This window comes from Geminocystis sp. NIES-3709 (assembly GCF_001548115.1).
Lineage (GTDB): Bacteria > Cyanobacteriota > Cyanobacteriia > Cyanobacteriales > Cyanobacteriaceae > Geminocystis.
In genome coordinates, this window is record NZ_AP014821.1 from 3,697,335 (window position 1) to 3,721,970 (window position 24,636).

21 protein-coding genes are annotated in these 24,636 nt (G+C 33.3%); 14 read left to right on the plus strand and 7 right to left on the minus strand.

All coding sequences use genetic code 11. The features are described from left to right. Positions 1 to 151 precede the first annotated feature (151 nt). From GM3709_RS15775 to GM3709_RS15800, 6 genes are all read left to right on the plus strand, one after another. A complete protein-coding gene (locus GM3709_RS15775; protein WP_066121067.1) occupies positions 152 to 1,480 on the plus strand; it encodes a CmpA/NrtA family ABC transporter substrate-binding protein in 1,329 nt (442 codons plus the stop codon). A gap of 159 nt (positions 1,481 to 1,639) precedes the next feature. After that, positions 1,640 to 2,476, plus strand: a complete 837-nt coding sequence (ntrB, locus tag GM3709_RS15780; RefSeq protein ID WP_066121069.1) for a nitrate ABC transporter permease — start codon at positions 1,640 to 1,642, stop codon at positions 2,474 to 2,476. Positions 2,477 to 2,510: 34 nt separating this feature from the next. Further along, complete coding sequence (locus GM3709_RS15785) at positions 2,511 to 4,517, plus strand: nitrate ABC transporter ATP-binding protein (RefSeq protein ID WP_066121071.1); 2,007 nt, start codon at positions 2,511 to 2,513, stop codon at positions 4,515 to 4,517. Between the two features lie 112 nt (positions 4,518 to 4,629). Then, on the plus strand, positions 4,630 to 5,628 hold the full coding sequence (locus GM3709_RS15790; protein WP_066121072.1) for a nitrate ABC transporter ATP-binding protein: 999 nt from the start codon (positions 4,630 to 4,632) through the stop codon (positions 5,626 to 5,628). Between the two features lie 304 nt (positions 5,629 to 5,932). Next, on the plus strand, positions 5,933 to 7,852 hold the full coding sequence (locus GM3709_RS15795; RefSeq protein WP_066121074.1) for a long-chain fatty acid--CoA ligase: 1,920 nt from the start codon (positions 5,933 to 5,935) through the stop codon (positions 7,850 to 7,852). A gap of 169 nt (positions 7,853 to 8,021) precedes the next feature. Then, the gene (locus GM3709_RS15800; protein ID WP_066121075.1) at positions 8,022 to 8,450 is read left to right on the plus strand and encodes a YlqD family protein; all 429 of its coding nucleotides are present in this window, start codon (positions 8,022 to 8,024) and stop codon (positions 8,448 to 8,450) included. A 168-nt stretch (positions 8,451 to 8,618) separates the two neighbouring features. Here the strand turns inward: GM3709_RS15800 and GM3709_RS15805 are convergent, their stop codons facing one another. The 3 genes from GM3709_RS15805 to nblS form a co-directional block, all read right to left on the minus strand. Beyond that, positions 8,619 to 9,599 (minus strand): ABC transporter ATP-binding protein, encoded by a 981-nt coding sequence (locus GM3709_RS15805; protein WP_066121077.1) that lies wholly within the window; start codon positions 9,597 to 9,599, stop codon positions 8,619 to 8,621. A gap of 203 nt (positions 9,600 to 9,802) precedes the next feature. Next, positions 9,803 to 10,738, minus strand: coding sequence for a lysylphosphatidylglycerol synthase domain-containing protein (locus tag GM3709_RS15810; RefSeq protein ID WP_066121988.1), 936 nt, complete (start codon positions 10,736 to 10,738; stop codon positions 9,803 to 9,805). Between the two features lie 2 nt (positions 10,739 to 10,740). Continuing rightward, complete coding sequence (gene nblS, locus GM3709_RS15815) at positions 10,741 to 12,600, minus strand: two-component system sensor histidine kinase NblS (RefSeq protein ID WP_231937672.1); 1,860 nt, start codon at positions 12,598 to 12,600, stop codon at positions 10,741 to 10,743. A gap of 151 nt (positions 12,601 to 12,751) precedes the next feature. On the opposite strand from nblS, the gene GM3709_RS15820 reads away from it, so the two are divergent. Beyond that, positions 12,752 to 13,324, plus strand: a complete 573-nt coding sequence (locus GM3709_RS15820) for a DUF4340 domain-containing protein (RefSeq protein WP_066121080.1) — start codon at positions 12,752 to 12,754, stop codon at positions 13,322 to 13,324. A 2-nt stretch (positions 13,325 to 13,326) separates the two neighbouring features. Here GM3709_RS15820 and GM3709_RS15825 read toward each other — a convergent pair whose 3' ends face one another. The 3 genes from GM3709_RS15825 to GM3709_RS15835 all read right to left on the minus strand — a co-directional run bounded on the left by GM3709_RS15825 (position 13,327) and on the right by GM3709_RS15835 (position 15,922). Continuing rightward, complete coding sequence (locus GM3709_RS15825) at positions 13,327 to 14,031, minus strand: PHP domain-containing protein (protein ID WP_066121082.1); 705 nt, start codon at positions 14,029 to 14,031, stop codon at positions 13,327 to 13,329. A 636-nt stretch (positions 14,032 to 14,667) separates the two neighbouring features. Beyond that, positions 14,668 to 15,366: an NrtR DNA-binding winged helix domain-containing protein gene (locus tag GM3709_RS15830; protein ID WP_066121084.1), complete on the minus strand. Its 699-nt coding sequence runs from the start codon at positions 15,364 to 15,366 to the stop codon at positions 14,668 to 14,670. Next, entirely contained in the window at positions 15,347 to 15,922 is a 576-nt protein-coding gene (locus GM3709_RS15835; RefSeq protein ID WP_066121086.1) for a nicotinate-nucleotide adenylyltransferase, read from the minus strand. Before GM3709_RS15835 ends, GM3709_RS15830 begins: the two co-directional genes overlap by 20 nt. A 189-nt stretch (positions 15,923 to 16,111) precedes the next feature. Between GM3709_RS15835 and GM3709_RS15840 the strand changes: the two genes are divergently transcribed. Then, positions 16,112 to 17,377 (plus strand): IS701 family transposase, encoded by a 1,266-nt coding sequence (locus GM3709_RS15840; protein WP_066115324.1) that lies wholly within the window; start codon positions 16,112 to 16,114, stop codon positions 17,375 to 17,377. A 79-nt stretch (positions 17,378 to 17,456) separates the two neighbouring features. Here GM3709_RS15840 and GM3709_RS15845 read toward each other — a convergent pair whose 3' ends face one another. Further along, a complete protein-coding gene (locus GM3709_RS15845; RefSeq protein ID WP_066121088.1) occupies positions 17,457 to 18,557 on the minus strand; it encodes a hypothetical protein in 1,101 nt (366 codons plus the stop codon). A gap of 431 nt (positions 18,558 to 18,988) precedes the next feature. On the opposite strand from GM3709_RS15845, the gene GM3709_RS15850 reads away from it, so the two are divergent. The 6 genes from GM3709_RS15850 (at position 18,989) to GM3709_RS15875 (ending at position 24,605) form a co-directional block, all read left to right on the plus strand. Next, the gene (locus tag GM3709_RS15850; protein WP_066121090.1) at positions 18,989 to 21,565 is read left to right on the plus strand and encodes a glycosyltransferase family 39 protein; all 2,577 of its coding nucleotides are present in this window, start codon (positions 18,989 to 18,991) and stop codon (positions 21,563 to 21,565) included. Between the two features lie 32 nt (positions 21,566 to 21,597). After that, entirely contained in the window at positions 21,598 to 21,969 is a 372-nt protein-coding gene (locus GM3709_RS15855; RefSeq protein ID WP_066121990.1) for a four helix bundle protein, read from the plus strand. A gap of 157 nt (positions 21,970 to 22,126) precedes the next feature. Next, positions 22,127 to 22,585, plus strand: coding sequence for an ATP synthase subunit I (locus GM3709_RS15860; RefSeq protein WP_066121092.1), 459 nt, complete (start codon positions 22,127 to 22,129; stop codon positions 22,583 to 22,585). Between the two features lie 50 nt (positions 22,586 to 22,635). Continuing rightward, complete coding sequence (gene atpB, locus GM3709_RS15865) at positions 22,636 to 23,391, plus strand: F0F1 ATP synthase subunit A (protein ID WP_066121094.1); 756 nt, start codon at positions 22,636 to 22,638, stop codon at positions 23,389 to 23,391. Between the two features lie 298 nt (positions 23,392 to 23,689). Further along, on the plus strand, positions 23,690 to 23,935 hold the full coding sequence (gene atpE / locus GM3709_RS15870) for an ATP synthase F0 subunit C (protein WP_066121096.1): 246 nt from the start codon (positions 23,690 to 23,692) through the stop codon (positions 23,933 to 23,935). Positions 23,936 to 24,128: 193 nt separating this feature from the next. Continuing rightward, entirely contained in the window at positions 24,129 to 24,605 is a 477-nt protein-coding gene (locus GM3709_RS15875; RefSeq protein WP_066121098.1) for a F0F1 ATP synthase subunit B', read from the plus strand. Positions 24,606 to 24,636 lie beyond the last annotated feature (31 nt).

Here is a 24,636-nt window from a genome sequence, read left to right on the forward strand (position 1 = left end):
ATGACAATGCACAAGATCAATACTGTAAATGTATTTTTTACAAATTTTAAAAATTTTGTTACGAAACATACAAACCTAACTAGAGTAAACCTTTTAAATATGTACATCAAACTTAACAAATACTCAAATCAGTTAAAAAAGTTATCAATCTATGTCCCAAGTATCAAGACGTAAATTTATCTTCACCGCCGGAGTCACCGCAGTTGGTAGCGCCATTCTTCATGGTTGTACTAGCGGAGGAAATAATCAAACCACTACAGAAAACAATACCCCTGATACTACAACAACTCCTGTTTCTGGGGATGGTCCTGAAGTTACCACTGCTAAGTTAGGTTTTATTGCTTTAACTGATTCCGCACCTTTAATTATTGCCAAAGAAAAGGGATTTTTTGATAAATATGGCATGACGGGAGTAGAAATATTAAAACAAGCATCATGGCCTGTTACTAGAGATAATATTGAATTGGGTTCGGCTGGTGGAGGTATTGATGGAGCACATATTCTTTCTCCCATGCCTTACTTGATGACATTAGGTACTATTACCAAAAGTAAACAACCCTTGCCAATGTATCTCTTAGCTAGATTAAACGTCAATGGCCAAGCTATATCTGTGAGTAACACCTATAAAGATTTAAAAGTAGGACTGGATAGTTCTCCTCTCAAAGATACTTTTGCTAAAGCCAAAGCCGATGGTAAAGAGGTAAAGTGTGCCGTAACATTTCCCGGTGGTACTCATGATTTATGGATGCGTTATTGGTTAGCCGCTGGTGGCATTGATCCCAATAAAGATGTATCTGTTATTCCTGTACCTCCTCCGCAAATGGTAGCAAATATGAAAGTAGGTAACATGGAGGCTTTCTGTGTAGGTGAACCTTGGAATGCTCAATTAGTAAATCAAGACATTGGTTTTAGTGCATTAGTTACAGGTGAATTATGGAAAGATCATCCAGAAAAAGCTCTTAGCTTAAGAAAAGATTGGGTTGACACTAATCCTAAAGCTGCCAAAGCCTTATTAATGGCAGTATTAGAAGCTCAACAATGGTGTGATAAGCCTGAAAATATTGAAGAAATGTGTACGATCGTATCTCAAGATAAATGGTTTAAAGTGCCTGTTGATGATATTATCGGACGTTCTAAAGGCACGATCGACTTTGGCAATGGTAGAGTAGAAGAAAACTTCCCTCAAGCGATGAAATTTTGGAAAGATAACGCTTCCTATCCCTTCAAGAGTCACGATTTATGGTTTTTAACAGAAGATATTCGTTGGGGTTATATTCCTGCCGATACGGATACAAAAGCCCTTGTTGATCAAGTTAACCGTGAAGATTTATGGAAAGAAGCCGCTAAAGCCTTAAGTGTGCCAGAAGCTGAAATTCCTACAAGTACATCTCGTGGAGTTGAAACTTTCTTTGATGGTACAAAATTTGATCCTGAAAATCCTCAAGCCTATTTGGATGGATTAAAAATTAAAAAAATTTAGGAAAATAAACTATTATAAAGGTTAAATAATTATTGTAAAATTCTGACAAAAACATAAAAATATAAAGTTTTTTCTCAATATTTTTAACCTAATATAGTCTAAATAAATTTTTAGCTTCATTATTTTATAAACTATCAATTATTTTTATTAATTAAAATCATGACTGCAAGACTTCAAAAAACCTCTAAAGATTCCAATATTTTAAACTCTATTCTTTATTCTCAAAATCTTAGAAAGGTTGTTGCTCCTCTTATTGCTTTGTTTGTTATATTGGCAATTTGGCAAATTTTATGCTCAGGAGAAAAGCCCAATTTACCGTCTCCGATTACTGTCATCAAAGATACTTGGGATCCCTATATTATCAATCCATTTTTTCACAATGGTGGTACGGATGTTGGGTTATTTTGGCAACTTTTAGCCAGTTTAAAAAGAGTTGCGATCGGGTTTTCTTTAGCCACAGTAGTGGGCATTGCATTAGGAATTTTAATCGGTGCAAATCGCCTAGTTTATCAGGCTTTAGATCCTATTTTTCAGGTATTAAGAACGATTCCTCCTTTAGCTTGGTTGCCTATATCCCTAGCCGCTTTAAGACAAGCTGATCCTTCTGCTATTTTCGTTATTTTTATTACAGCAATCTGGCCTATTATCATTAATACAACAGTAGGAGTTCAACAAATTCCCCAAGATTATAATAACGTTTCTAGGGTGTTAAAACTGACAAAAATTGAGTACTTTTTTAACATCTTATTTCCTTCCACAGTTCCCTATATTTTCACAGGTTTAAAAATTGGTATTGGTTTATCTTGGTTAGCAATTATTGCCGCTGAAATGTTAGTGGGCGGTGTGGGTATTGGTTTCTTTATTTGGGATGCTTATAATAGCTCCGAAATGAGTCAAATTATTCTTGCTTTAATCTATGTAGGAATTATCGGTTTATTGTTAGATAGATTAGTTAGTTTTGTTGCTACTTTAGTTGTACCTGAAGAACAAAAATAAGTTCTTAATTCCTAATTTTTTACTACTTATTACTATGCAAAATTTTATTGAAATTGATCACGTTGATAAAATTTTCCCCCTCGCCAATGGGGGAGAATATATAGCTTTACGCAATATTAATTTGAAAATTGATCAAGGAGAATTTATTTCTTTGATTGGTCATTCTGGTTGTGGTAAATCGACTCTTTTAAATATGGTTGCTGGTTTGTCTAATGCAACTCATGGCGGTGTTATTCTCGAAGGTAGAGAGGTAACTGAACCTGGCCCTGATCGAATGGTAGTATTTCAAAACTATTCTTTATTACCTTGGTTGACAGTAAGACAAAACATCGCTTTAGCCGTTAATAGGGTGATGAATCACTATCCCGAAGCGGAAAGAAAAGCCATCGTTGACGAAAATATCTCTATTGTTGGCTTAAAACACGCTGCCAATAAGAAACCGGGACAACTTTCAGGAGGCATGAAACAAAGAGTGGCGATCGCTCGGGCTTTAGCTACAAAACCAAAAGTACTACTTTTAGATGAACCTTTTGGAGCATTAGATGCTTTAACTAGAGGTAATTTACAAGAAAATTTGATGCGTATTGTTCAAGAAAATCAAGTTACTTGTATTATGGTTACTCATGATGTGGATGAAGCCTTATTATTGTCCGATCGCATCGTTATGTTAACCACAGGGCCAGAGGCTCATATTGGACAAATATTAGAAGTTCCCATCCCCCGTCCACGACAACGATTAGAAGTAGTTAATCACCCCAGTTACTACGCTCTGCGTAACGAAATGGTTTACTTCCTCAATCAACAAAAACGCTCTAAAAAAGTTGGTCAAATCACTGTTGGAAAAGAAGTTGTCGCCGGTAATGGTTTGGAGAAAATTAACCTCGATATTGGTTTTATCCCTTTAACAGACTGTGCGCCTTTAGTGGTAGCCAAAGAAAAAGGATTTTTCGCTAAACATGGCTTAGAGCAAGTGAACCTAGTCCGTGAACCGTCATGGCAAGAATTGGCTAGAGGTATCGCTGATAAACGATTGGATGCGGCACAAATGGTGGCAGGAATGCCTTTAAGTATGACTTTAGGAGCAGGAGATAAGCCTTCTATTCCCATGATTACCTCAATGATACTAAGTCGTAATGGTAACGCTATTACTTTGTCAAAAAAATTCCAAGAAATGGGAGTTACTAACCTTTCTGAATTGAAAGAAGCGATCTTAAAAACTCCTGATGCAGTCCACACTTTTGGCATTGTACATCCAGCATCCATGCACAATTTACTATTGCGTTACTGGTTAGCTTCAGGAGGTATTGATCCCGATGAAGATGTTAATTTAATGGTAATTCCACCTCCTCAGATGGTGGCAAATCTTAAAGCTGATCACATTGATGGTTATTGTGTGGGAGAACCTTGGAATGCTCGAACAGTACAAGAAGATTTAGGCTTTGTAATTGCTACGGATTTGGATATTTGGCCAGGCCATCCCGAAAAAGTTTTAGGAGTAAGAGAAGATTGGTTAGAAAAACATCCTCAAACCCATATAGCTTTAGTTAAGGCATTGATTGAGGCTTGTGAATATTGCGACGATCGACGTAACCGAGAAGAAATTGTGGAGTTACTCACTAAACCCGAATATCTAAATATGTCTGCCAAATATATCCGCCCCGGATTTATTGATGACTATAATTACGGCACAAAAACCGAGTCTTTACTAAGATTTAATCAGTTTTTTGTGGATGGTGCTAGTTACCCGTCAAGAGTTGAAGCATTATGGATTTTAACTCAGTTAGCTAGATGGGGTTATACTCCTTTTCCTCGTAATTGGATAGAAATAGTCGAAAGAGTACGCCGTCCAGATTTATTTGGTGAGGCTTGTAGGCAATTAGGTTTATCTGATATTGACAGCGAACGTCATAACTTACAATTGTTCGACAAAATGGTGTTTAATCCTGATGATCCCGTTGGGTATTTAGAAAGATTAACGATTCGTCGTGATTACAAAGTTTCAGAGATATTAATTGATAATTTTAATGTTGTCAATAAATAGCACCTTACCCCAATTCTGGGGAAAAGATAGAATAAAAGTTCCCAAGTATGGGGATTTAGTGGCTTTATTGAGAAACTGAATTTACGGTTTATTAACAAATATAGTAAAGATTATGCAAACTTTAATGAATACAGAAAATAGCACTAGTACTTTAGAAAAAACTGATTTTTTAACTATTCAAAAAGTATCAAAGGTTTATTCCACAGCCAATGGTGATTATACAGTTTTAGATAATGTTAATTTAACCGTTAAAGAAGGTGAATTTATCTGTGTTATTGGTCACTCCGGTTGTGGTAAATCTACCTTATTAAACATGATTTCTGGTTTTAATCAACCCACCACTGGGACAGTTAAACTTAAAGATAAAATTATCGCAGAACCCGGACCCGATCGTATGATGGTATTTCAAAATTACTGTCTGTTACCTTGGAAAACTGCTTTTGATAATGTTTATCTTGCCGTTAGTGCCGTTTATCCGAATAAAAATAAACAAGAAAAACTAGCCCTTGTAGAAGAACATTTAGCGATGGTGGGTTTAACAGAAGCCGCTAAAAAGAAACCGAACCAATTATCTGGAGGTATGAAACAAAGAGTAGCTATTGCTCGTGCTTTGGCAATTCGTCCTGAAGTATTGATTTTAGATGAACCTTTTGGCGCACTGGATGCTATTACTAAAGAAGAATTACAAGAGGAATTATTAGAAATTTGGCGCAACCATCAATTAACCGTCATGATGATTACCCATGATATAGATGAAGCCTTGTTTTTAGCCGATCGACTTGTTATGATGACCAATGGCCCTAGTGCAAAAATTGGCGAAGTTCTTGATATTCCCTTTTCTCGTCCTCGTAATCGGGCGCAAATTACTGAAGATCCTCGTTACTATGAATTGCGTAACTATGCTTTAGATTTCTTATTTCATCGTCATGCTCATTCTGAAGATCCCACCGATGATGTTATGCAACCTGAAATCAAGAATAATAAGTTAAAAATTGCAGGTATTATTGGCGGTTTAGTGGCGGCTACGATCGCCGGCTTTACCCTATTTCAATCTTTTAACGGGAATAATGGACAATCACCTACTACAAACACAGAACAGATTAGTAATTAACCTGAGTTCGAGAAAAAATCCTTGATGTAGGTAGGCTTTAGGTTTTAGGTTTTAGGTTCTAAAAATACCAAATCTGATTGAATTATTTCATTAAATTAATCTAAGTAAAATCAATTATTAACAGTTTTTCATCAATTATTTACCTAATACCTTGCTATTATCCATACATTTTGCATCGAACTGAGGTAGTAATTAGAGTCTGGTGTGCCAATTTTTTATCTTGTCTATTCATTACTGAGAAATAATAAATAACGGTTTATGATAAAACAAAACTATAAAAAACAAAAATAGTCAAGTTTTAGTCATGAATCAAGTTATTAATAATCAGTATTTTCAGCTCAATTCTCTGGGTGAAATGTGGGATTTGGTAGTGTCACAGTTTGGAGATATTATTGCTTTATCAGATCCTCACAGTCAAACCCCTGTAGAGTTAAGTTATCGAGAAGTCGATCGAAATATTAAACAATTTGCCGCAGGTTTACAATCTTTAGCCATAGAATCAGGGGAAAAAATCGCCCTGTTTGCAGATAATAGTCCTCGTTGGTTAATAGCAGATCAAGGTATAATTCGTAATGGTTGTGTTGATGCCGTTCGATCTTCCCAAGCCGATCGAGAAGAATTATTATATATTTTAGGTCATAGTGATAGTACTGTCCTCGTCATCGAAAATTTAACTATCCTGAAAAAGTTACAACCCGAATTAAGTCAATTTAATTTAAAATCAATTATTTTACTCTCTGATGAAGCCATAGAAACCGAATTTTCTCAACCTATCTACAATTTTGAGCAATTTATGGTTTTAGGGAAAAATCATACTTTTACTCCCGTGTCTAAAAATCTCGATGATTTAGCAACTTTAATCTATACATCAGGTACGACAGGACAACCAAAAGGCGTTATGTTAAGTCATGGTAACTTATTACATCAAGTACGCTATTTAGAAACTGTCATTAAACCCTTACCCGGCGATCGTATTTTAAGTATTTTACCAAGTTGGCACTCTTACGAAAGAGCAGCTGAGTATTTTTTACTCTCAAGGGGTACAACCTTAATTTATACTAATATTCGGTATTTTAAAGCAGATTTAAAAGAATATCGCCCTCATTTTATGGTAGGAGTACCTCGCTTATGGGAATCTATTTATGAAGGTATCCAAAAACAATTCCGAGATGGCAGTAAAACTCAACAAAAACTCGTCTTCTTCTTCCTCTCAATGTCAGAAAAATATCTGGAGGCGACAAGGATTTCAAAAGGTTTAACCCTCGATAATCTTAATCCTTCTCCCCTAGAAAAAATTACTGCCCAAGTTACAGCATTATTATTTTTACCTCTGCACAAATTGGGGGATAAATTAGTGTATCAAAAAGTACGAGACGGCGTTGGCAGTTGTGTTAAAACGTGGATTAGTGGAGGTGGTTCATTACCTAAACATATTGATAATTTCTTTCAAATTGTAGGTATTTCTCTAATTGTTGGCTATGGCTTAACGGAAACTTCTCCCGTCACCAATGCCAGAAGATTTGATCGTAATATTGTTGGTGCATCAGGACAACCTATCCCTGAAACAGAAATTAAAATTATTGATTTAGAAACCAAAGAAACTCTACCTCAAGGCAAAATTGGCTTAGTTTATATTCGTGGTAGTCAGGTGATGCAAGGTTACTATAAAAACCCTTCTGCTACGGCTAAAGCCATTGATAGTGACGGTTGGTTTGATAGTGGGGATTTGGGCTGGGTAACACCTGAAAATGATTTAGTAATTACAGGGAGAGCAAAAGATACGATCGTACTAAGTAACGGTGAAAATATTGAACCTCAACCCTTGGAAGATGCCTGTGTTCGTAGTCCTTACATTGATCAAATTATGGTAGTAGGACAAGATCAAAAATACTTAGGAGCTTTAATTGTACCAAATTTAGATGCTTTGCGAAAATGGACACAATCTCAAAATTTGAGTTTAACTTTTCCTGATGTTTCTGCTGATTTATCTATGATCGAAAATAGTGATCTTTACGCCAAAGAGGTTATAAGCCTTTATAAACAAGAGTTAAATCGAGAGGTCAAAAATAGAGCAGGATACCGTCCAGACGATCGTATCAGTGTTTTTAAGTTCATTGTAGAGCCTTTTTCCATGGACAATGGTATGATGACTCAAACCCTAAAAATTAAACGCCCTGTCATAACAAGTCATTATCAGGATATGATTAATTCGATGTTCCTTTAAGAATAAGGAATGACTAATCGATAATTATTAATTATTGAGTCGCAAAGAGAGACTTTTGCTATTCGCCGTGAAATTTATTTTGCGGTGGGTTATTATTAACACCGAACACTGAAAACCTAAAACAAACTTAACATCTAACACCTTTAAAAGTGGAGAAAATTTATTTACTATGGCATCAAAATTAACTTTAAAACGTCCCGTCAATGTGAAAGTAATTGTTACGCCTGCATGGCAAGATGAAGCTCAAAAACAACTACAAGCTCAAATTGCACAAATCGATCAACAAATGTTACAGTTAGATCAACAAGGACAAAGTGCGATCGCAGAAATTAGAAAACAAGGCAGTTTACAAGCACCTCAACAAATAGAAAATATCCAAGGACAAGTTAATCAGAAAAAAGGAGAAATGTTGCAACAAAAAAGTCAGTTTTTACAACAGATGCAACAGGTTCAATTATTAGAGTTAGGACAAGAAGTATTTCAAGCGCAAATGGAAAGTTTTTTTGATGTTCAAGAAGGAGATAATTTAGTAGAAAAACTCAATATTGAAATTATTTTAAGAGATGGAGTAATAGAAGAAATTAGAGGAAAAATTTAGGAATTACTTAGGCGGTGCTGAAAAAGTATTTCAACAATGGACAATCAACAATGTACAATTAATTATCAATTGATTTTGATAGTCTTCTGACTCCCAACAGCAAACTCTACCCTAATTCCTAATACCTTTTTTATCATACTCAAAGTAACAGAACCATAATTTTTTGATTTACTGACTTGAAGTTATACCTCTGTCTTGTAATTGACGAATAAAGTATTCTTCTAAAGAATCTCTACTTAAATTCATGCTGATTAGTTTAGCAGAAGTATTCTGTAAATAGTTTAAAAAACCATCAAGATTACCACTTAATTCACCACTAATAAAATCATTTTCTTTTTTGATATGAGTTAACCATTCTTGAAGTTTATCTTCTTCTGTTGCTTGTATTACTACATGATAAGTTTCTCTTGTGCCTAAAATCTCGTCTAACGAACCAATATTTAATAACTCTCCTCGTGCTAGAATGGCGATTCGATCGCAAATTTTTTCCACATCAGATAATACATGAGAATTAAAAAAAATCGTTTTGCCTTGTTCTTTAAGAGATAGTATAATTTGTCTAACTTGATAACGTCCCATAGGATCTAAACCAGACATTGGTTCATCAAAAAAAACAATTTCAGGATCATTAATTAAGGCTTGTGCCATACCTATTCTTTGCAACATTCCTTTAGAATATTGTCTTAATTGCTTTTTTTTAGCCGTATTTTTCGCTAAACCAACTAAGTCTAATAACTGTAAAATTTTCTGATTTTGTTGAGACTTAGGAATTTGAAATATATCAGCAATAAATCCTAAAAACTCCCAAGCTGTTAAAAAATCATAATAATAAGCATTTTCTGGTAAATAACCAACTCTTTGTTTAACAGTTTTATCTCCCAAAGGTTTTCCTAATAATAATGCTTTTCCTGAAGTTGGACGAATAATACCAAGCAGAGTTTTTAATAAGGTAGTTTTTCCCGCACCATTAGGTCCTAATAATCCAAAAGTCTCTCCCCGATAAACTTTCAATGTACAATCTTTTAAGGAAGGAACTTTAGTATTCATCCAAAAACCTGTGCGATACACTTTACTTAATTGATAGGTTTCCACTACCACAGATTTATCAACGGTATCTGTTAAAGAAGGTATGTCAAGACTAGAAATCATGGGAATAATTGATAATGGATAATAGATTATTATTAACTATTAACGTCTTGTTGGTTTATTTTAGTTCAAGTTACCTTAGATAAGCTAAAACGCATTTAACTTGCATAGTTTAATATTACTAAAAATTGACGAACTCTTATTTGTTGCCTCTTGCCTATTCCCTCTCTTTAGTATAATACAAGGTTAAATAGGTTAATAATTTTTCAGGAGATTTTATTTGTTTTTTTCCATGCTTGAATCCCAATTAAAGCTAAAGCAACAATTAAGGGAATGAAAAAATAAACAATGCGATAGGCTATTAATCCTCCTAACATATCTGATGAGGATACAGATTGGGGACGTAAATATAACATAATTGTTTCAAATACTCCCAAGCCTCCGGGTACAGTGCTAATTAATCCGGCTGTTAAGGCTATAATATAAATGCCAAAAAAGCTAATATAAGACATCGCACTATTAACTGGTAATAATAGATATAGTACTCCTGCCGCTAATCCCCAATCTAAAGCGGCGATAATTATTGTACCGACAGAAATTTTGGGTTTAGGAAAGGTAATTTCTTCTTCTCCTAAATTGAAAGAGTGTTTGATGGTGACACTGACGATAAAATAGATAATTACAAGGGATAGAAAAATATAACCTAAAGGATGAATCGACTTAAAGGGTAATTTTATTACACTAGGTAAAGTTAAAGGATCTAATAAGGATACCACTCCACTGATAGTTAATAATCCTAACCAAAAAGTTAGGTGAGTGAAAATAATTAATTCTCCTATTTTTATTTTTGAGATACCCCATAAACCATAGTAATGATAACGAATAGCTGTACCAGAAAAAGCGGTAAAACCAATAGTATTGCCGACCGCGTAACTAACAAAAGCAGTAAAGGCGATTTTGAAAGGGGATAGTTTTTGGCGAATATGACTAAATCCGAGTAAGTCATACCCTGTCATTAATCCATAGCCTAAGATTGTCATAACTAAGGCGACTACTTTATGCCAATGGGGAATATTTTTGAGATATAACCACACTGATTCTATACTATCCTTTTTCAGCTCAGACACGATCGCCATTATGGAAATAGAGAATAAAATAATGACGAAAAGAATCGGTATGATTTGACGAAAATTTTTAATCATTGTCATTTTCCGTTGCTATAAATTTGTAAATCAAACCAAAAAGTTGTACCCACTCCTACTTCACTGGTTAAATGAATACGACTGTTGTGTTTTTCTGTAATATTTTTGACGATCGATAACCCCAAACCGGTACCCTCTAAGGTGTGAACTCTATTTTCTACTCGAAAAAATCGATCAAATATAGCCTCTTGGTCTTCTGGTGCAATACCGATTCCTGTATCAGAAATTTCTACTCTCACATGAGAAAATTCTTCTGAGTTTTCAGGATTAGCTTTAACGGGATAGGCTTTAACCGTTACGCTACCCCCTTCCAAAGTGAATTTTAAAGCATTGCCTACCAAATTAGTAAAAACTTGTAAAAGAAGATCATAATGTCCCCAAATAGGTGGTAATTCAGTAGCTATTTCTGAAAATAATTTAATATTTTTATCCTTAGCATTTAGTTGATAAGTTCTTAAAGTTTGTTCGATAGGTTGTCCTAAATCTAATGGTGTAAATTCATAACTTCTCGAAGATTCTAAACGAGATAAATCTAATACATCATTAACTAATCTAGTAAGTCGATCGGTTTCATTATTAGCTGTTTGTAAAAACTCTAATTTTTCTGTTTCTGTTAAGTCCTCACCGTACTCAAATAGAGTTTCTATAAAAGATTTAATATTAAATAATGGAGTTCTTAATTCATGGGAAACATTACTAATAAATTGACTTTTAGCTTCATTTAATTCAGCCTCTTTTGTTATATCTTGTACTGTCATCACAATTCCTTTGATGTTTTCCCTATTTTGATCTAATACCTGAGTAAGTAAAATTCTAAAAATACGTTGATTAGGATTACTTAAAGCGATCGTAAACTCTCCTCTAGTAGGTAAAATATCATGGCTATCTTTTTCTTCATCAGAATCTTGTCCATGAGAAATATTAGTAAGAGGAGTTTTTAATTGTTGAGTTACTTCCAGTGGTAAATATTCTAGTAAATCTTCTCCAATAATATGAGTATTTTCCCAATTAAACATTCTTCTAGCGGCTGGATTTACTAAAATCAATTTAAGTTGAGAATCCAATAAAATTGCCCCGTCAGCAATGGTTGAAACAAGGGTTTCTAATTTCGCTTTTTCTGCAGTTAATTCTTCTATATTTTGTTCTTCATATTTTTCTAAAATTTCTGCCATATCATTAAAACTTAAAATCAATTCTCCCAATTCTCCTCCGAGGGGTAAATCAATTCTCTGTTTAAAATTACCCGCCGCAATATTTTTAACTCCTAACAATAATTCTTTGATAGGTTGAGTAATAGTTAAGGCATTAAATACACCCCCTAAAATAACCATCGCCCAAATAGAGATAAATACCGCAATAGTGACATCTCTGGTAAGATTAGAAGAAGCCACAACAGTGGGATTCGGATTAATACCGATAGCCAACACCCCTAAATATTGCTTATCAACCGATAAAGGTACAAAAACATCCGTTACTTTACCGTCTGGGGTGAAGTGTTGTCTAACCACAGGAATTTTAGCTTTCGGATTATAATCTTCGGGTAACTCTAGTTTTCTTTGAATAGTAAGAGAATTTTTAACTTCATTTTGAGAAAAAGGAATACCGAAAAAAATCTGCCCTTCTTCATTAGCATAAATAATATATCTGACGCTTGATGTACTATTGAAAAAGCGTCCTGAAAATCTGGCGACTTCAGTTAAATTATCTTCGGCAACTAAAGGCGCAACATTACTAGCTAACAGTAACCCTAAATCTCTACCAAAACGAGTATCATTTATTTGAGCATCCTGTTGAATGGAATTGACAGCCCAAAATGTTAAACTACTCATTACTAATGATACCACGAAGGTAGCGATCGCCATTAATTTAGTTTGGAGGGTAAATTCAGACCACCAACGCGCGATAATATCCTTAAAAACTTGCACGGTTTATATAGTGAATAATAAATAATGGATAATGGATAATGAATAAATATCATTCGTAGTTTGTAATTCGCAATTCGTCATTTTTAAGATGAAATTTAATCGTACAACAATATCATTGGTAATTTTAGCATTAGGTTTAACGGGGTTTGTTTATTTTAGCGAAATCAAAAATCAAGGATTGGATATTAGTTCTAAGATAGAAGAAAAAGAAGACAAAAAAGAGAATATTTTTAGTTTTGACTCTAAAGATATTAAAGGAATTGTTATTGAGGTGAATAACCAGAAAATTAGTTTCGAGAAAACAGATAAAGATATTTGGGAAATGATACAACCAGAAAAGTTAACGGCTAGTGATGCGGCTATTTCTTTTTTGGTAAATTTATTTAATCAAGCGGAAAATAAAATACAAATTCCCTTGACGGAAGAAAAAAGACAAGAATATGGTTTAGTGCAGTCAAGTTATAAAATTCAGTGGAGATTGAAAAATGATGAACAATATCAAATGATTTTAGGGAAACCTAACTTCGATGATACCCAAATTTATGCAGAAGTTAAATTTCCTGATTCTGTAAAAACAAAACAAAATATTTTCTTAGTCTCTAAAAGTTTTCAATATGCCATTGAAAGAGATTTTAATGAGTGGAAAGCAGTGGATAAGTAAACTTAAAGACGCACTAAGATATTACTACCATGAGTATCAGTGCCACAAGTAGTGTATAAATTGTATTTTTTGGCCATACTTTTCACGATCGAAGTTTGATTTTTGCTAGGTTGCCAAGGGTTAGGATTAGTGTAGGCATAATAAGTTTCCACCCCATCTATTCCTAAACTATAGGCTTCGGTAATTAACTCTTCTGCACTACGACGATAACGAGCAGGGTGTGCTAATACGACTAATCCTCCTGCTTGGTGGAGGGTTTTAATCACATTTTTTGCTTGAGCATCTTTCCCGACAGGAGCGTTTCCTGTTAAGTACTTTTGTAAATTATGGACTTCGGGATTAAATCCATAACCTAGTATATGAACATTAGTACCGTTTAATTCTGAGGTAATTTCAATACCTGTCCATAGATGAGGTAGCCCAGTATGATGATGAGATTTTTCACGGAGGTAATTTCTAGCTCGATCGAATCCTTTAACGCTATGATGATCAGTAATAGCGAATCCTTGTAAACCGATAGATAGTGCTTGTTCTACTAATAATTCTGGGGTTAATTGTCCGTCAGAACAACTGGTGTGTAGATGAAAGTTGTAATTATGAGGGCAACTAAAATAGTTAATATTTTTCCATACTGCTCTTAATTTTATCGTATCTTGCTCCCGATCGTCACTGGATAAAGGACGAGTTTTTTTTGTTGTTAGTAGCATATTTTGCTCAACTATTGCGAACTGTTAACTTCAATGTAACAAAAATTTAGAGATCTTGACGGGTAAATCTTAAAAAAATCTTAAGAATTTTGTTATGAGTGTAATATGCTTTCTTTATATAAGAAAAAATACTGAGACTTTCTTCAAAAGTATTCCCGTTAACATAGGTTATCAGGTATAGTTTTCCGTTAATTGATTAGATAATTTCTAAAAAGTTTTACTCATATTTCATTGTCCAAAAATTTAGTTTTTGAACCAAATTCATCTAAAATTTGACCTCAGTTCGATGAAAAAATATTATCAAAAGGTTAGCGATCAGGTATTATTAAGTTAAATTTCTGGTCAACATTAGTAATTAACGGGACTTAAACTAAAAATATTAAACTATGAGTCTCAAATCGTTATAAATCAAAGATTTTACATAGATCGATAACTTTTCCTTTTATACCAAGAGTTTCAGCCGTTTTTATGACGTTTACCTAAATCTCTTACTCTGACTGTATTTGAAGCTATTTTTGCACCAAAATTTTTCAAAGTACCGTTAATTACTTATTCTTGAATTGAAAAAAAGCTAAAAGCTAATCCTTAACAGCTAATTACTAACTCACGTTAAATTTTGACAGATCAATTCTTCAATTAAACAAATAAAAGGGGTTTATCTTTTAGGGGTGCAAAAGCATGGGTATCGAAACGATAAAGAGTTGCAGGTCTTCCAGCACCCTTATAAGCCTTTTCTCCTGTGTCTATTAAAAAACCTAATTTCAATAAACGAGAACGAAAATTTGAGTAATCAGTAAAGTTTTCCCCTAAAACAGTAATATAAAGTTGATAAAGGTCATAAAGGGTAAATAATTCTGGTAAAACGTCAAATGCGATCGGACTATATTCAAGTTTATTTCTAAGTCTTTGATAACCATATTCCACAATACAATTATGATTAAAAGCAAGAGTAGGAATAGCATCTAAGGTAATCCATGTAACGGTTTTGATATTTTTAGTTATTTTAGCATCTTCATATCTTACTAAAGCAAAGTAACTAATGGATAGATAACGATCGTCATAATCACGACTATCAAAGGTATATAACTGTTCTAAATAAAGGTTATTAACTTTAATTTTTTCAGCTAAAGTGCGGTAGGCGGCGGACTCTAAAGATTCTCCTTGTTTAACTAAAGTTGCGGGTAAACTCCAAAATTCTTTAAAGGGTTCTTTTTCTCGTTTTACTAATAGTATTAGTAACTTATTCTTGATAGTATCAACGGAAAAAATAACATTATCTACTCCCACGTTAAAATCTGCTAGATTGTGTTTCACTTTAACAACTTTTTTCGTCATCCAAATATAAACGATTTTCTTCAATATAAACCTTTACTTTATCAGTTAACACTACCGAATCATGTTTATGGCGATAATCTGTAGAAGAAAAAGGCGGTATTTGACAGGGAGCGATCGAACATCCTAAACTATGATGATTAATTTTGTCGATGACTTCCTGCTTGATAGTATAACCTTCTCTGGGTACTAATAAAACTTTCAACTGTGTCCACAATTTTTCTGCTTGATACCATGTAAAAATCTGTTCTGCTAAATCACTCCCTATTACCATTGTTAAATCAATGTTTTCCCCCCATTTTATCCTTGCTTTTTCTACTGTATTGATAGTGCGTCGATCGCTAATTTCTTGACAATGAGTAATATTAGATAAATTGAGTTCTTGAGTTAGTAATTTTAACATTTGACTACGATGAAATAAATTACTCCCATGACTTTTAAAGGGATTATCTGAAGCATAGACTCCCACTATATCATAATTATTACTTAGGTAAGTTAATATATTTTTATGGGCGATCGTAGGTGGATCAGCACTCGTACCAAAAATAGCGATAATCATATAACAGTAAACAAATTGATTTAAGTTTAGGATTAGACTGGTTAAATTTACCTAGTCATCATAAAGCTAGTACCCTGTGTAGTTATGACTTCAACTTAACTTTTCTCAGAGAAGTAATTAACGGTACTTAGACAAAACAATAACAACAATTAAGCTATAATTTTTACATCATATTGCTTTTAGGTCAAAATGAAAGAAATTACTTCTTCATCAATGCCCCCATGTTTCAATCGCTGGTGTGAAAAAATAGACCCAGTCTTAAAAACAAAGGCACAAAAACGAGAGTTTAGAAATTATTTGGGCGGTTTATTAGGAGATTCTCAAAGAAAAAATATAACTCAAATTGCCCATAATAATCTTGATATTACTTATCATAAATTACACCATTTCTTAACAGAGTCCACTTGGAATTATGATGAGGTAAATGATAAAAGATTAGAAATTATTGCATCCTGTCGTCAAACAAAAATTAGTCGATGTTTCTCCTTAATTATAGACGATTCAGGTCATCGTAAAAGTGGAAACTTTACTGACTGTGTGGGAAGACAATATATTGGTGAAATTGGCAAAACTGATAATGGTAATGTTATAGTCACTACTCACATTTATGATGGTGTGAGAAGTTTTCCTTTAGACGTTGAATTATATGAAAAAGCCGAAAATTTCCCTGAAGGAAAAGACGCTCCACAATTTCAGAAAAAACCAGACATTGCCTTTAATTTAATTGAAAAATGTTTAAATCGAAATTATTGTCCCCAAATAATTTTAATGGATGGTGGTTATGGAAACAATACTAATTTATTAGGCAAACTAGAAAAAAAGAATTTAAAATATATAGGAATTATTGCTAAAAATAGATTAGTAAAATTGGTAAAACAAGATTTTATCGAGTCTGAAAAAACCATAGCTGAAATAGCAAAATCATTACCCCAAGATAGTTTTGAAAAAATAAGAATAGGAAAAAATCGAGAAAAAACTCTTTGGGTAGCAACGATAAATATTGAATTATCAGCTTTGTCGGGAATAAAAACTGTAGCTATCGTCATGAATGCAGATACTTTTGAAAATTCCACAGATATTGATTATTTAATGACTAATGAAATAGGAGAAAAAGTGTGTGGAAATTGGATAGTAGAAACTTATACACAAAGAAATTGGATAGAAGTATTTTACCGTGAAATCAAGGGATGGTTAGGGTTATCACAATACCAAGTGAGAAATAAAAGAAGTTTAATGAGACATTTTATCTTGGTATTTTGTGCCTACACTTTTATTCAATGGCATCGTTTGACAGGAGGTTTAAGAAGACAATGGGGGAATAAACCGTTAAATACTTTTGCTGAGGCATTGGAAGCGTTTCGTAATGCTGTGTCTTTTCGCTTTTTTCAATGGTTAAAAGACAATGTGGAAGTATTTAGTTTATATAAAGCTAGTTTAGGGTTTATTTGGGCATAATTTTTGTCTAAGTACCGTTAACCCAACGGTGAATAATCTATTTTGTGAGTTATCCAAAGTTTAAAATACTCTAAATTATTTATTGGAATTGTTGTAATTTATCGTTAGCAGATTTTAAGAGTTTTTGAGACTGATTGTAAGAAGTTGTACCAGATTGCACTTTCTCTAATTGATTAATGATTCCCTGAAGTTGACTGGCAACTAATTTACTCTCTGTATTATCTACTTCAAGTAACTTTTCTATTCTCCTTTCTGCTTCTGTAAAATATTGAGCCGATTCGGTTTCAACTTGTTTCCGAATTTGAATTGTTGCTAAGTTCGTTGTGTAGTTAGCTAATAGTTTTTGTGCTTCTAAATATCCTGTATCTTCTAAGGGAATAGATTTAAGATGATCGATCGACTGTTGCCATAGGTTTTCACATTGTTCCCAAATAATAGCAGAATGAGGGGGCTTATTACATAATTTAGATGCTGAAGTGGCAAACTCTTGAGCCGCACTAATCCTGATATTGGTTCGCTCTCCTCCTGCAATAATTCCTGAAACTTCCTGAAAATCTCTTTGATAAGCCAATAGCTTACTATCACTTATTCTTTTTGCCAAAGTATTAGACGGTAATTCTATTAGTTTATCGATCGAACTTTGCCAATTATTAACACTTTTTTGTTTATCTGCATCATTTTTGGCATTTTGATAACTTTCTTTCGCAGAATCAATGGACTTTTGAGCTTTTTCTAATTCATTTAAAGCATTAATTTCTTGAAAAACAACCGCTTCCATGCGTCCAATTTGTTTTCTTGCCCTCTCAAACTCATCAAAAGTAAATTTCCAACTGCAAGTAAAAAAACTACAATAAAATTGAGGCTCATATCCTAAAAACCAAACAGGTAATTGATTTAGATGATTTTGAGCAAGTTTAACTTTTTCATTTCCTAATTCAATATCTGCACGACTGGTAGAATTGTTAACCAGTTGATCTGCTTGTTCTACATTAGCGATCGCATTTTTATAATTATTATCCATAGCGATATAACTAGGGAGTAGCACGATCGGAGCCACACTAGCAACAGGGCGACGAATCATAGGATAAGGTAAATTAGCAATCCAAATCAATCCTGCACCACCTGCTATAGTTAAAATCCCTAAAGAAACAATTTTTAATTTTTTATTCAACCCAGACATTACTTAACAATATTTTTTCTATTTGATTACACTTTTCTGATTCACAATTGGTTACAACTCATTGCTATGAAATTTTATCTGTAGAAAACTGTTGATGAGTTGTATATTTGTCTAAGATTACCTAAAAAGCAATAAGAGACAATCTTTTAATGGTACACTTTTCTTTTTAATCACGAATTACTATGTAAACTCCAAAAGTTTTGCCCATAGAATTTATTATCATTTGATTATAACTTGTGACTTATCGTCTTAAATCAAATTGCAAAAAAAAGTAAAATTAACTTAACAATTGTTTTAATTTATACATAAAACATATTAACAGGTTAAAATTCTCGATATTTCTACCTCTCCATAATATAATAATTTGTCTGCCAATTAGTTGGATATTTATTTATAAAATCAATAATTATTACTCTAAATTAATTAGTTAAATGATATTGCAAAAAATCTCGCAAGATAATCCTAAATCAATCGATCGAGTTTCCCCAATTTTTATTATTGTATGTCTAATATTAATTTGGAGCTTAGGTTTTGTAATTGATAGAATTTGGTTTAGTTTAGATAATACGATACCTGCTTGGGATCCTGCGGAATATCTCAATGGGGTAATGTTGTATAAAGAAGCCTTTAAAACGCCTCATTTTTTTGATGGTTCTTGGTGGCGACAATTGTGGTTATTATCAAATAAAGTTCCCCCTTTAATGTATATTATTACATCTCCATTTTTCTTAACTTTAGAACCAAGTGTTGATCATGGAAATCTAGTTTTATCTTTATTTAGTTTAATTTTATTAATTTCTATATTTTTTCTGGGAGTCTTATTTTTTAATTCAAAAATTGCTCTATTTGCTTGTTTATTAGTCCAATTAATCCCTGCTTTATATCGTTATCGTCTTGAATTTTTATTAGATTATCCCCTCACTGTAATTGTTACTTTTAGTTTCACTTGTTTAACTTACTGGTATTTTACTAAACCTCAATCCTCATGGTGGTTTGCTATTTTATCAGGAATTTCTTTTGGGTTAGGAGTAATGTTAAAACAAACTTTTGCATTTTTCCTTTTTTTACCTGTTATTTTTGCTTTTATCTCTCTTTTTATATATAAAAAGTGGTATAAATTAACGCAATTAATTGCTAGTTTTGTTGTTTCTATTTTTATCTTTTTTCCTTGGTATCGGACTAATTGGTTATTAATTTTTACTTCTGGAAAACGAGCCACGATAGATTCTGCTATTTTAGAAGGGGATCCACCATTAAATACTCTAAAGGCTTGGACTTTTTACGGAGAAGTCTTACCCTATTTATTATCATGGCATTTACTAATTATACCTTTAATTTGTTTAATCTATTTACTTCTTAAATTTTATACAAATAGAAACAATAAATATAAAAATATTTGGGCTTATATTCAAGATAATTTTTACCAAAATAAAAATAATATAAAATCTAAAAATAAATACTCATTAACAATTTTAATTACAATTTGGTTAGGGATGTTTTTACTAGGAGGCTATTTATTATCATCTTTAAATATGAATAAAGATGCTCGTTATATTTTACCATTATTACCCGTATTAAGTTTAATTTTATCTGCATTAACTTTTAGTTATCAAAATATTGGAGCAACTATTTTTAAAATATTTACACTGTTATTAGCTTTATTATTAATGATATTTAATTTATTTCCTTTAGGTGGTGAATTTTTAACGAAAAAACTTAGTCCTGAAATGCAAAATTTTCCCTATATGGGAGAAAAATGGGCAACTCCGATGGTTATTCCTAGCACGATCGAAATTACTCCTTATCTAAGATCTAATATTGGTGTTTTGCCTTCAACTCCAGAAATTAATCAACATAATATTTCTTTTTATGGTGCAATTCCTAATTTTCAAGTATTCGGAAGACAAGTAGGAGTTAGAGAAAAAGAAGTGAGTAAAGATGTTCATTCTATGGAATGGTTTTTATTGAAAACTGGTATTCAAGGTTCAATTCCTGAAGCCCAAAAAAAGACTGTCGAATTAGTTGAAAATAGCGAAAATTTTTATATTGTTAATCAATGGCTATTGCCAGATAATAGTGAATTAAACTTATATCGCCGCAAACTACCTTTTAATGAAGTTTTAACTTTAAATACTAACAATAGTAAAGTTAAATTAGATGAAATAACTGTCCCAGAAATCTTCCCATCAGGTCAACCTATTCCTATTACTTATAAATGGTCTGGCTCGTGGGAAAATTTATATAATGGAATCGTAATTTTAGATTGGCAATCTTTAGAAAATCAAGATAAATGGACTCATGATCATCATATTGCGATGGGAAATTTACACCCTAATAATGTTTCTTTAGAGCAAATTAATCAAGATTTTCAAGTTATCGAAAATACTGCTATGTTTCCGCCTAATTCTCTCACAGAAGGAGATTATATTTTAGAAGCTAAATATCTCAACTATGGCACTGGAGAAACTGAAAAAATTATTATTCCAGAAATAAAAGTGACGATCGATAATGAAGCAGAAATTACCGTAAAAAGAGAATTAGATTTAGTCTCTCAAATTAGTCAATTTGCTCCTAATTTATCTCAAGGAATTGAAGGTTTAACTCCTGTATTTGCAGAAGTTACTCGTATCAATCAATATGATCCCACTCAAGACTATCTCAAAGTAACACAAAAGGTGATGGAATATCGTCTGCAAACGGAAACTAACTTAGACTATCTCTATACGTTACTTTTATCTCAAGTGTTACAACAAAAAGTTGATAATGCGATCGAGACTGCTCAAAAATTGGTATCGCTAAATCCAGAAAATCCTTTTAACCACGCCTATTTGAGTTTTCTGTATCTCTACGACTGGAAAGGAAAAGAAGGAGAAAAAGCCTTACAACCAGCCTTAGAAATTAAACCAGATGTAATTGAGTTTCAATATCTTAAAGGAGTTAGTGCCTTGATGCAGGGTAATTTATGGCAAGTATGGAAATTTTATAGGCAATTATATATAACTGACTAGGTGTTAGGTTTTAGGTATCAGGTTGAATGAAAATGATTGAAGTAAAAAGTTATCGAGATTTAACAGTTTGGCAAAAATCAATGGATTTGGTGGTGAGATGTTATCAATTAACTTCTCAATTTCCCAAAACTGAAATTTATGGGTTAAGTAGTCAAATACAAAGAGCGGCGGTTTCAATTCCTGCAAACATTGCAGAAGGAAAAGGAAGAAATCATTTGGGAGATTATATCCGTCATCTTTCAATTGAGAATGGTTCACTCAAAGAACTAGAAACTCATTTGATGATTGTTGGGCGATTAGGCTATATCAAACAGGAAGAATTAAAAATCCTATTAAACAAATGTGAAGAAATTGGCAGAATGTTACATAGTTTAATGTCAAAACTAAGTCAAAAGAAAAAATAGTAGTCAAAAGAAAAATAGTGAATTTTTTTTGATTTTTAAACCTGATACCCGACACCCGATACCTGACACCTCAAATCAAATTAACAAAAATTAATATTATCGATCGATCTCATGGTAGAATTTTTAACGGTAATTCCCAGAGAATCTAGCAGTCAAAGTGAGCAATTCCGACTCTACTCCCCTAACCACGATCGATCAACCTAACGAAGTTGAGAGTAATATACCAGAACAAAAAGGAGATTCCATGAAAGAGTTTTATCAACTCCGAAATAATCTCTTGATAAGCACTATTTCGATCTCTGTAGTTAGCTTTATCTTAGTATGGTGTTTTTATAGCTTAAATACTAGCCTAAATTACCTATTGGGAGCTTGTTTTAGCTTAGTTTATGTGAATATGTTGGCGAGGGAAGTAGAAAAGATAGGTAAATCAAAAAAAAAGATTGGTGCTACACGACTCGCTATTTTCGTTGGTTTAATTATTGTTGCCACTCAAAGGGAACAATTACAAGTGATTCCGGTTTTTCTCGGTTTCATGACTTACAAAGCCGCTATTCTTTTTTATATTTTACCCAGTAGTTTATTGGGCAATCTAAATAAATCAGAGAAAAATGGCTAATTTTATGATAAATTGTCAAAGATTCCTAAAATCAGGAAAAATCTTGTTCAATGGAACTTGCAAACACAATAAACTTACTCAACTCTGTTAACTTAGCGGCTATCGAAGTTGGAGAACATTTTTACTGGGAGATCGGTAAATACAAAGTACACGGACAAGTATTTCTCGTCTCTTGGTTCGTAATCGGTGTTCTTCTTGTCGCTTCGATCGCAGCTACTCGAAATATCCAAAGAATCCCCACTGGTTTCCAAAATTTCATGGAATATGTGTTGGACTTCTTGCGCGGTTTAGCTAAAGATCAAATCGGTGAAAAAGAATATCGTCCTTGGGTACCCTTTATCGGCACATTATTTTTATTCATATTTGTGTCTAATTGGTCAGGTGCGTTAATTCCTTGGAAGTTGATCGAAATCCCCGAAGGAGAATTGTCCGCTCCTACTGTTGACATCAACACCACCGTAGCATTTGCTTTATTAACATCCTTAGCGTACTTTTATGCCGGTATTAGTAAAAAAGGCTTAGGTTACTTTGCTGACTATGCTCAACCTTCACCTATCATGGTACCATTCCGTGCTATTGAAGACTTTACTCGCCCTCTTTCCCTAAGTTTCCGTTTATTCGGTAACATCTTAGCGGATGAATTGGCGGTAGGAGTATTAGTTTTCCTCGTACCTCTAATTGTTCCTTTACCCTTAATGATCCTAGGGTTATTTACTAGCGGTATCCAAGCGTTAATCTTCGCTACCCTAGCGGCTTCTTATATCGGAGAAGCAATGGAAGGTCACGGAGAAGAACACCACGACTAAGATAGTTAATCCTTGATAGTGAGCAGTTAATACACTGGTTTTGTTCAAAACTCCATAACTTAGCTTAGTTCACTAATTAAAATAACTATTCAAGTTACTATAACTAGGTCAGAAAAATAATAAAACTGACTATCATAAAAACCCAAAATATAGTTAAATACTTTTTGGGATAAATTAATGACCATTGTGTGATTAACTAACATAAGAGAACGATTGCAATTTTAATCAATCCTCTTATGAAAACCGAAAATTAAATTTTTTGTTGTACTAAATTAATTAAAAGGAAAAAGAAAGAATTATGGAACCATTAATCGCTGCTGCTTCTGTTGTCGCTGCTGGTTTAGCTGTAGGTTTAGGTGCGATCGGACCTGGTATTGGTCAAGGAACCGCTGCTGGTCAAGCAGTAGAAGGTATCGCTCGTCAACCAGAAGCTGAAGGTAAAATTCGCGCTACCCTACTTCTTAGTTTAGCGTTTATGGAAGCTCTAACCATTTATGGTTTAGTTGTAGCATTAATATTATTATTTGCCAATCCTTTTTCCTAATAAGTTAATTAGAACTAGGATAACCCAAAGCAAAAGATTCAGGTATTAGGTATTAGGTTTTTAATGGAGTTATTAACAACCCCTCCTAAAACCTAAACGCTGAATAAAATAGACAATTGCAGTAATACTCCTAAGCATAATTGCAGATTAGAAAAACGGAACAAATAAATTCTGCCCCCTGAGTCAAACTATGATGACACAATGGATTTTATTAGCGGCGGAAACCGCAGAAGGAGGCTTATTTGATTTTGATGCTACTTTGCCTTTAATGGCAATCCAGTTTTTACTGTTAGCAACCATACTCAATGCCCTTTTATACAAACCTTTAGGTCAAGCCATTGACGATCGAGCTACTTACGTTCAAGATCAATTGGTTCAAGCCAAAAATAAAAAAGAAGAGGCTTTAGCCCTCGCTCAACAATATCAACAAGAATTAAAAGAAGTCCGTAAACAATCCCAAAGCATTATCAGTACCGCTCAATCTGAAGCCCAAAAAATTGTATCTGATCAAGTTCAGAAGGCACAGCAAGAAGTAATTGCTGAACGTCAAAAAGCATCAGAACAAATTGAAGGAGAAAGAGTAGCGGCTTTGAGTGCTTTAGAGCAAGAAGTGACGGTTTTAAGCCGACAAATTCTTGAGAAAGTGATCGGACTTGAATTCGTTAAATAACAAGGTTAACAAGAAACAGAGAGTTATATTT

Bases quoted from the DNA above. Each gene is read 5' to 3' on its own strand.
- GM3709_RS15830 (WP_066121084.1), bottom strand. From the start codon at position 15,366: ATGACGAAAAAAGTTGTTAAAGTGAAACACAATCTAGCAGATTTTAAC.
- GM3709_RS15825 (WP_066121082.1), bottom strand. From the start codon at position 14,031: ATGCTACTAACAACAAAAAAAACTCGTCCTTTATCCAGTGACGATCGG.
- GM3709_RS15805 (WP_066121077.1), bottom strand. From the start codon at position 9,599: ATGATTTCTAGTCTTGACATACCTTCTTTAACAGATACCGTTGATAAA.
- ntrB (WP_066121069.1), top strand. From the start codon at position 1,640: ATGACTGCAAGACTTCAAAAAACCTCTAAAGATTCCAATATTTTAAAC.
- atpE (WP_066121096.1), top strand. From the start codon at position 23,690: ATGGAACCATTAATCGCTGCTGCTTCTGTTGTCGCTGCTGGTTTAGCT.
- GM3709_RS15855 (WP_066121990.1), top strand. From the start codon at position 21,598: ATGATTGAAGTAAAAAGTTATCGAGATTTAACAGTTTGGCAAAAATCA.
- GM3709_RS15820 (WP_066121080.1), top strand. From the start codon at position 12,752: ATGAAATTTAATCGTACAACAATATCATTGGTAATTTTAGCATTAGGT.
- GM3709_RS15850 (WP_066121090.1), top strand. From the start codon at position 18,989: ATGATATTGCAAAAAATCTCGCAAGATAATCCTAAATCAATCGATCGA.
- GM3709_RS15775 (WP_066121067.1), top strand. From the start codon at position 152: ATGTCCCAAGTATCAAGACGTAAATTTATCTTCACCGCCGGAGTCACC.
- GM3709_RS15875 (WP_066121098.1), top strand. From the start codon at position 24,129: ATGACACAATGGATTTTATTAGCGGCGGAAACCGCAGAAGGAGGCTTA.
- GM3709_RS15795 (WP_066121074.1), top strand. From the start codon at position 5,933: ATGAATCAAGTTATTAATAATCAGTATTTTCAGCTCAATTCTCTGGGT.
- atpB (WP_066121094.1), top strand. From the start codon at position 22,636: ATGGAACTTGCAAACACAATAAACTTACTCAACTCTGTTAACTTAGCG.
- GM3709_RS15800 (WP_066121075.1), top strand. From the start codon at position 8,022: ATGGCATCAAAATTAACTTTAAAACGTCCCGTCAATGTGAAAGTAATT.
- GM3709_RS15785 (WP_066121071.1), top strand. From the start codon at position 2,511: ATGCAAAATTTTATTGAAATTGATCACGTTGATAAAATTTTCCCCCTC.
- GM3709_RS15840 (WP_066115324.1), top strand. From the start codon at position 16,112: ATGAAAGAAATTACTTCTTCATCAATGCCCCCATGTTTCAATCGCTGG.
- GM3709_RS15835 (WP_066121086.1), bottom strand. From the start codon at position 15,922: ATGATTATCGCTATTTTTGGTACGAGTGCTGATCCACCTACGATCGCC.
- nblS (WP_231937672.1), bottom strand. From the start codon at position 12,600: ATGGCGATCGCTACCTTCGTGGTATCATTAGTAATGAGTAGTTTAACA.
- GM3709_RS15810 (WP_066121988.1), bottom strand. From the start codon at position 10,738: ATGATTAAAAATTTTCGTCAAATCATACCGATTCTTTTCGTCATTATT.
- GM3709_RS15790 (WP_066121072.1), top strand. From the start codon at position 4,630: ATGCAAACTTTAATGAATACAGAAAATAGCACTAGTACTTTAGAAAAA.
- GM3709_RS15845 (WP_066121088.1), bottom strand. From the start codon at position 18,557: ATGTCTGGGTTGAATAAAAAATTAAAAATTGTTTCTTTAGGGATTTTA.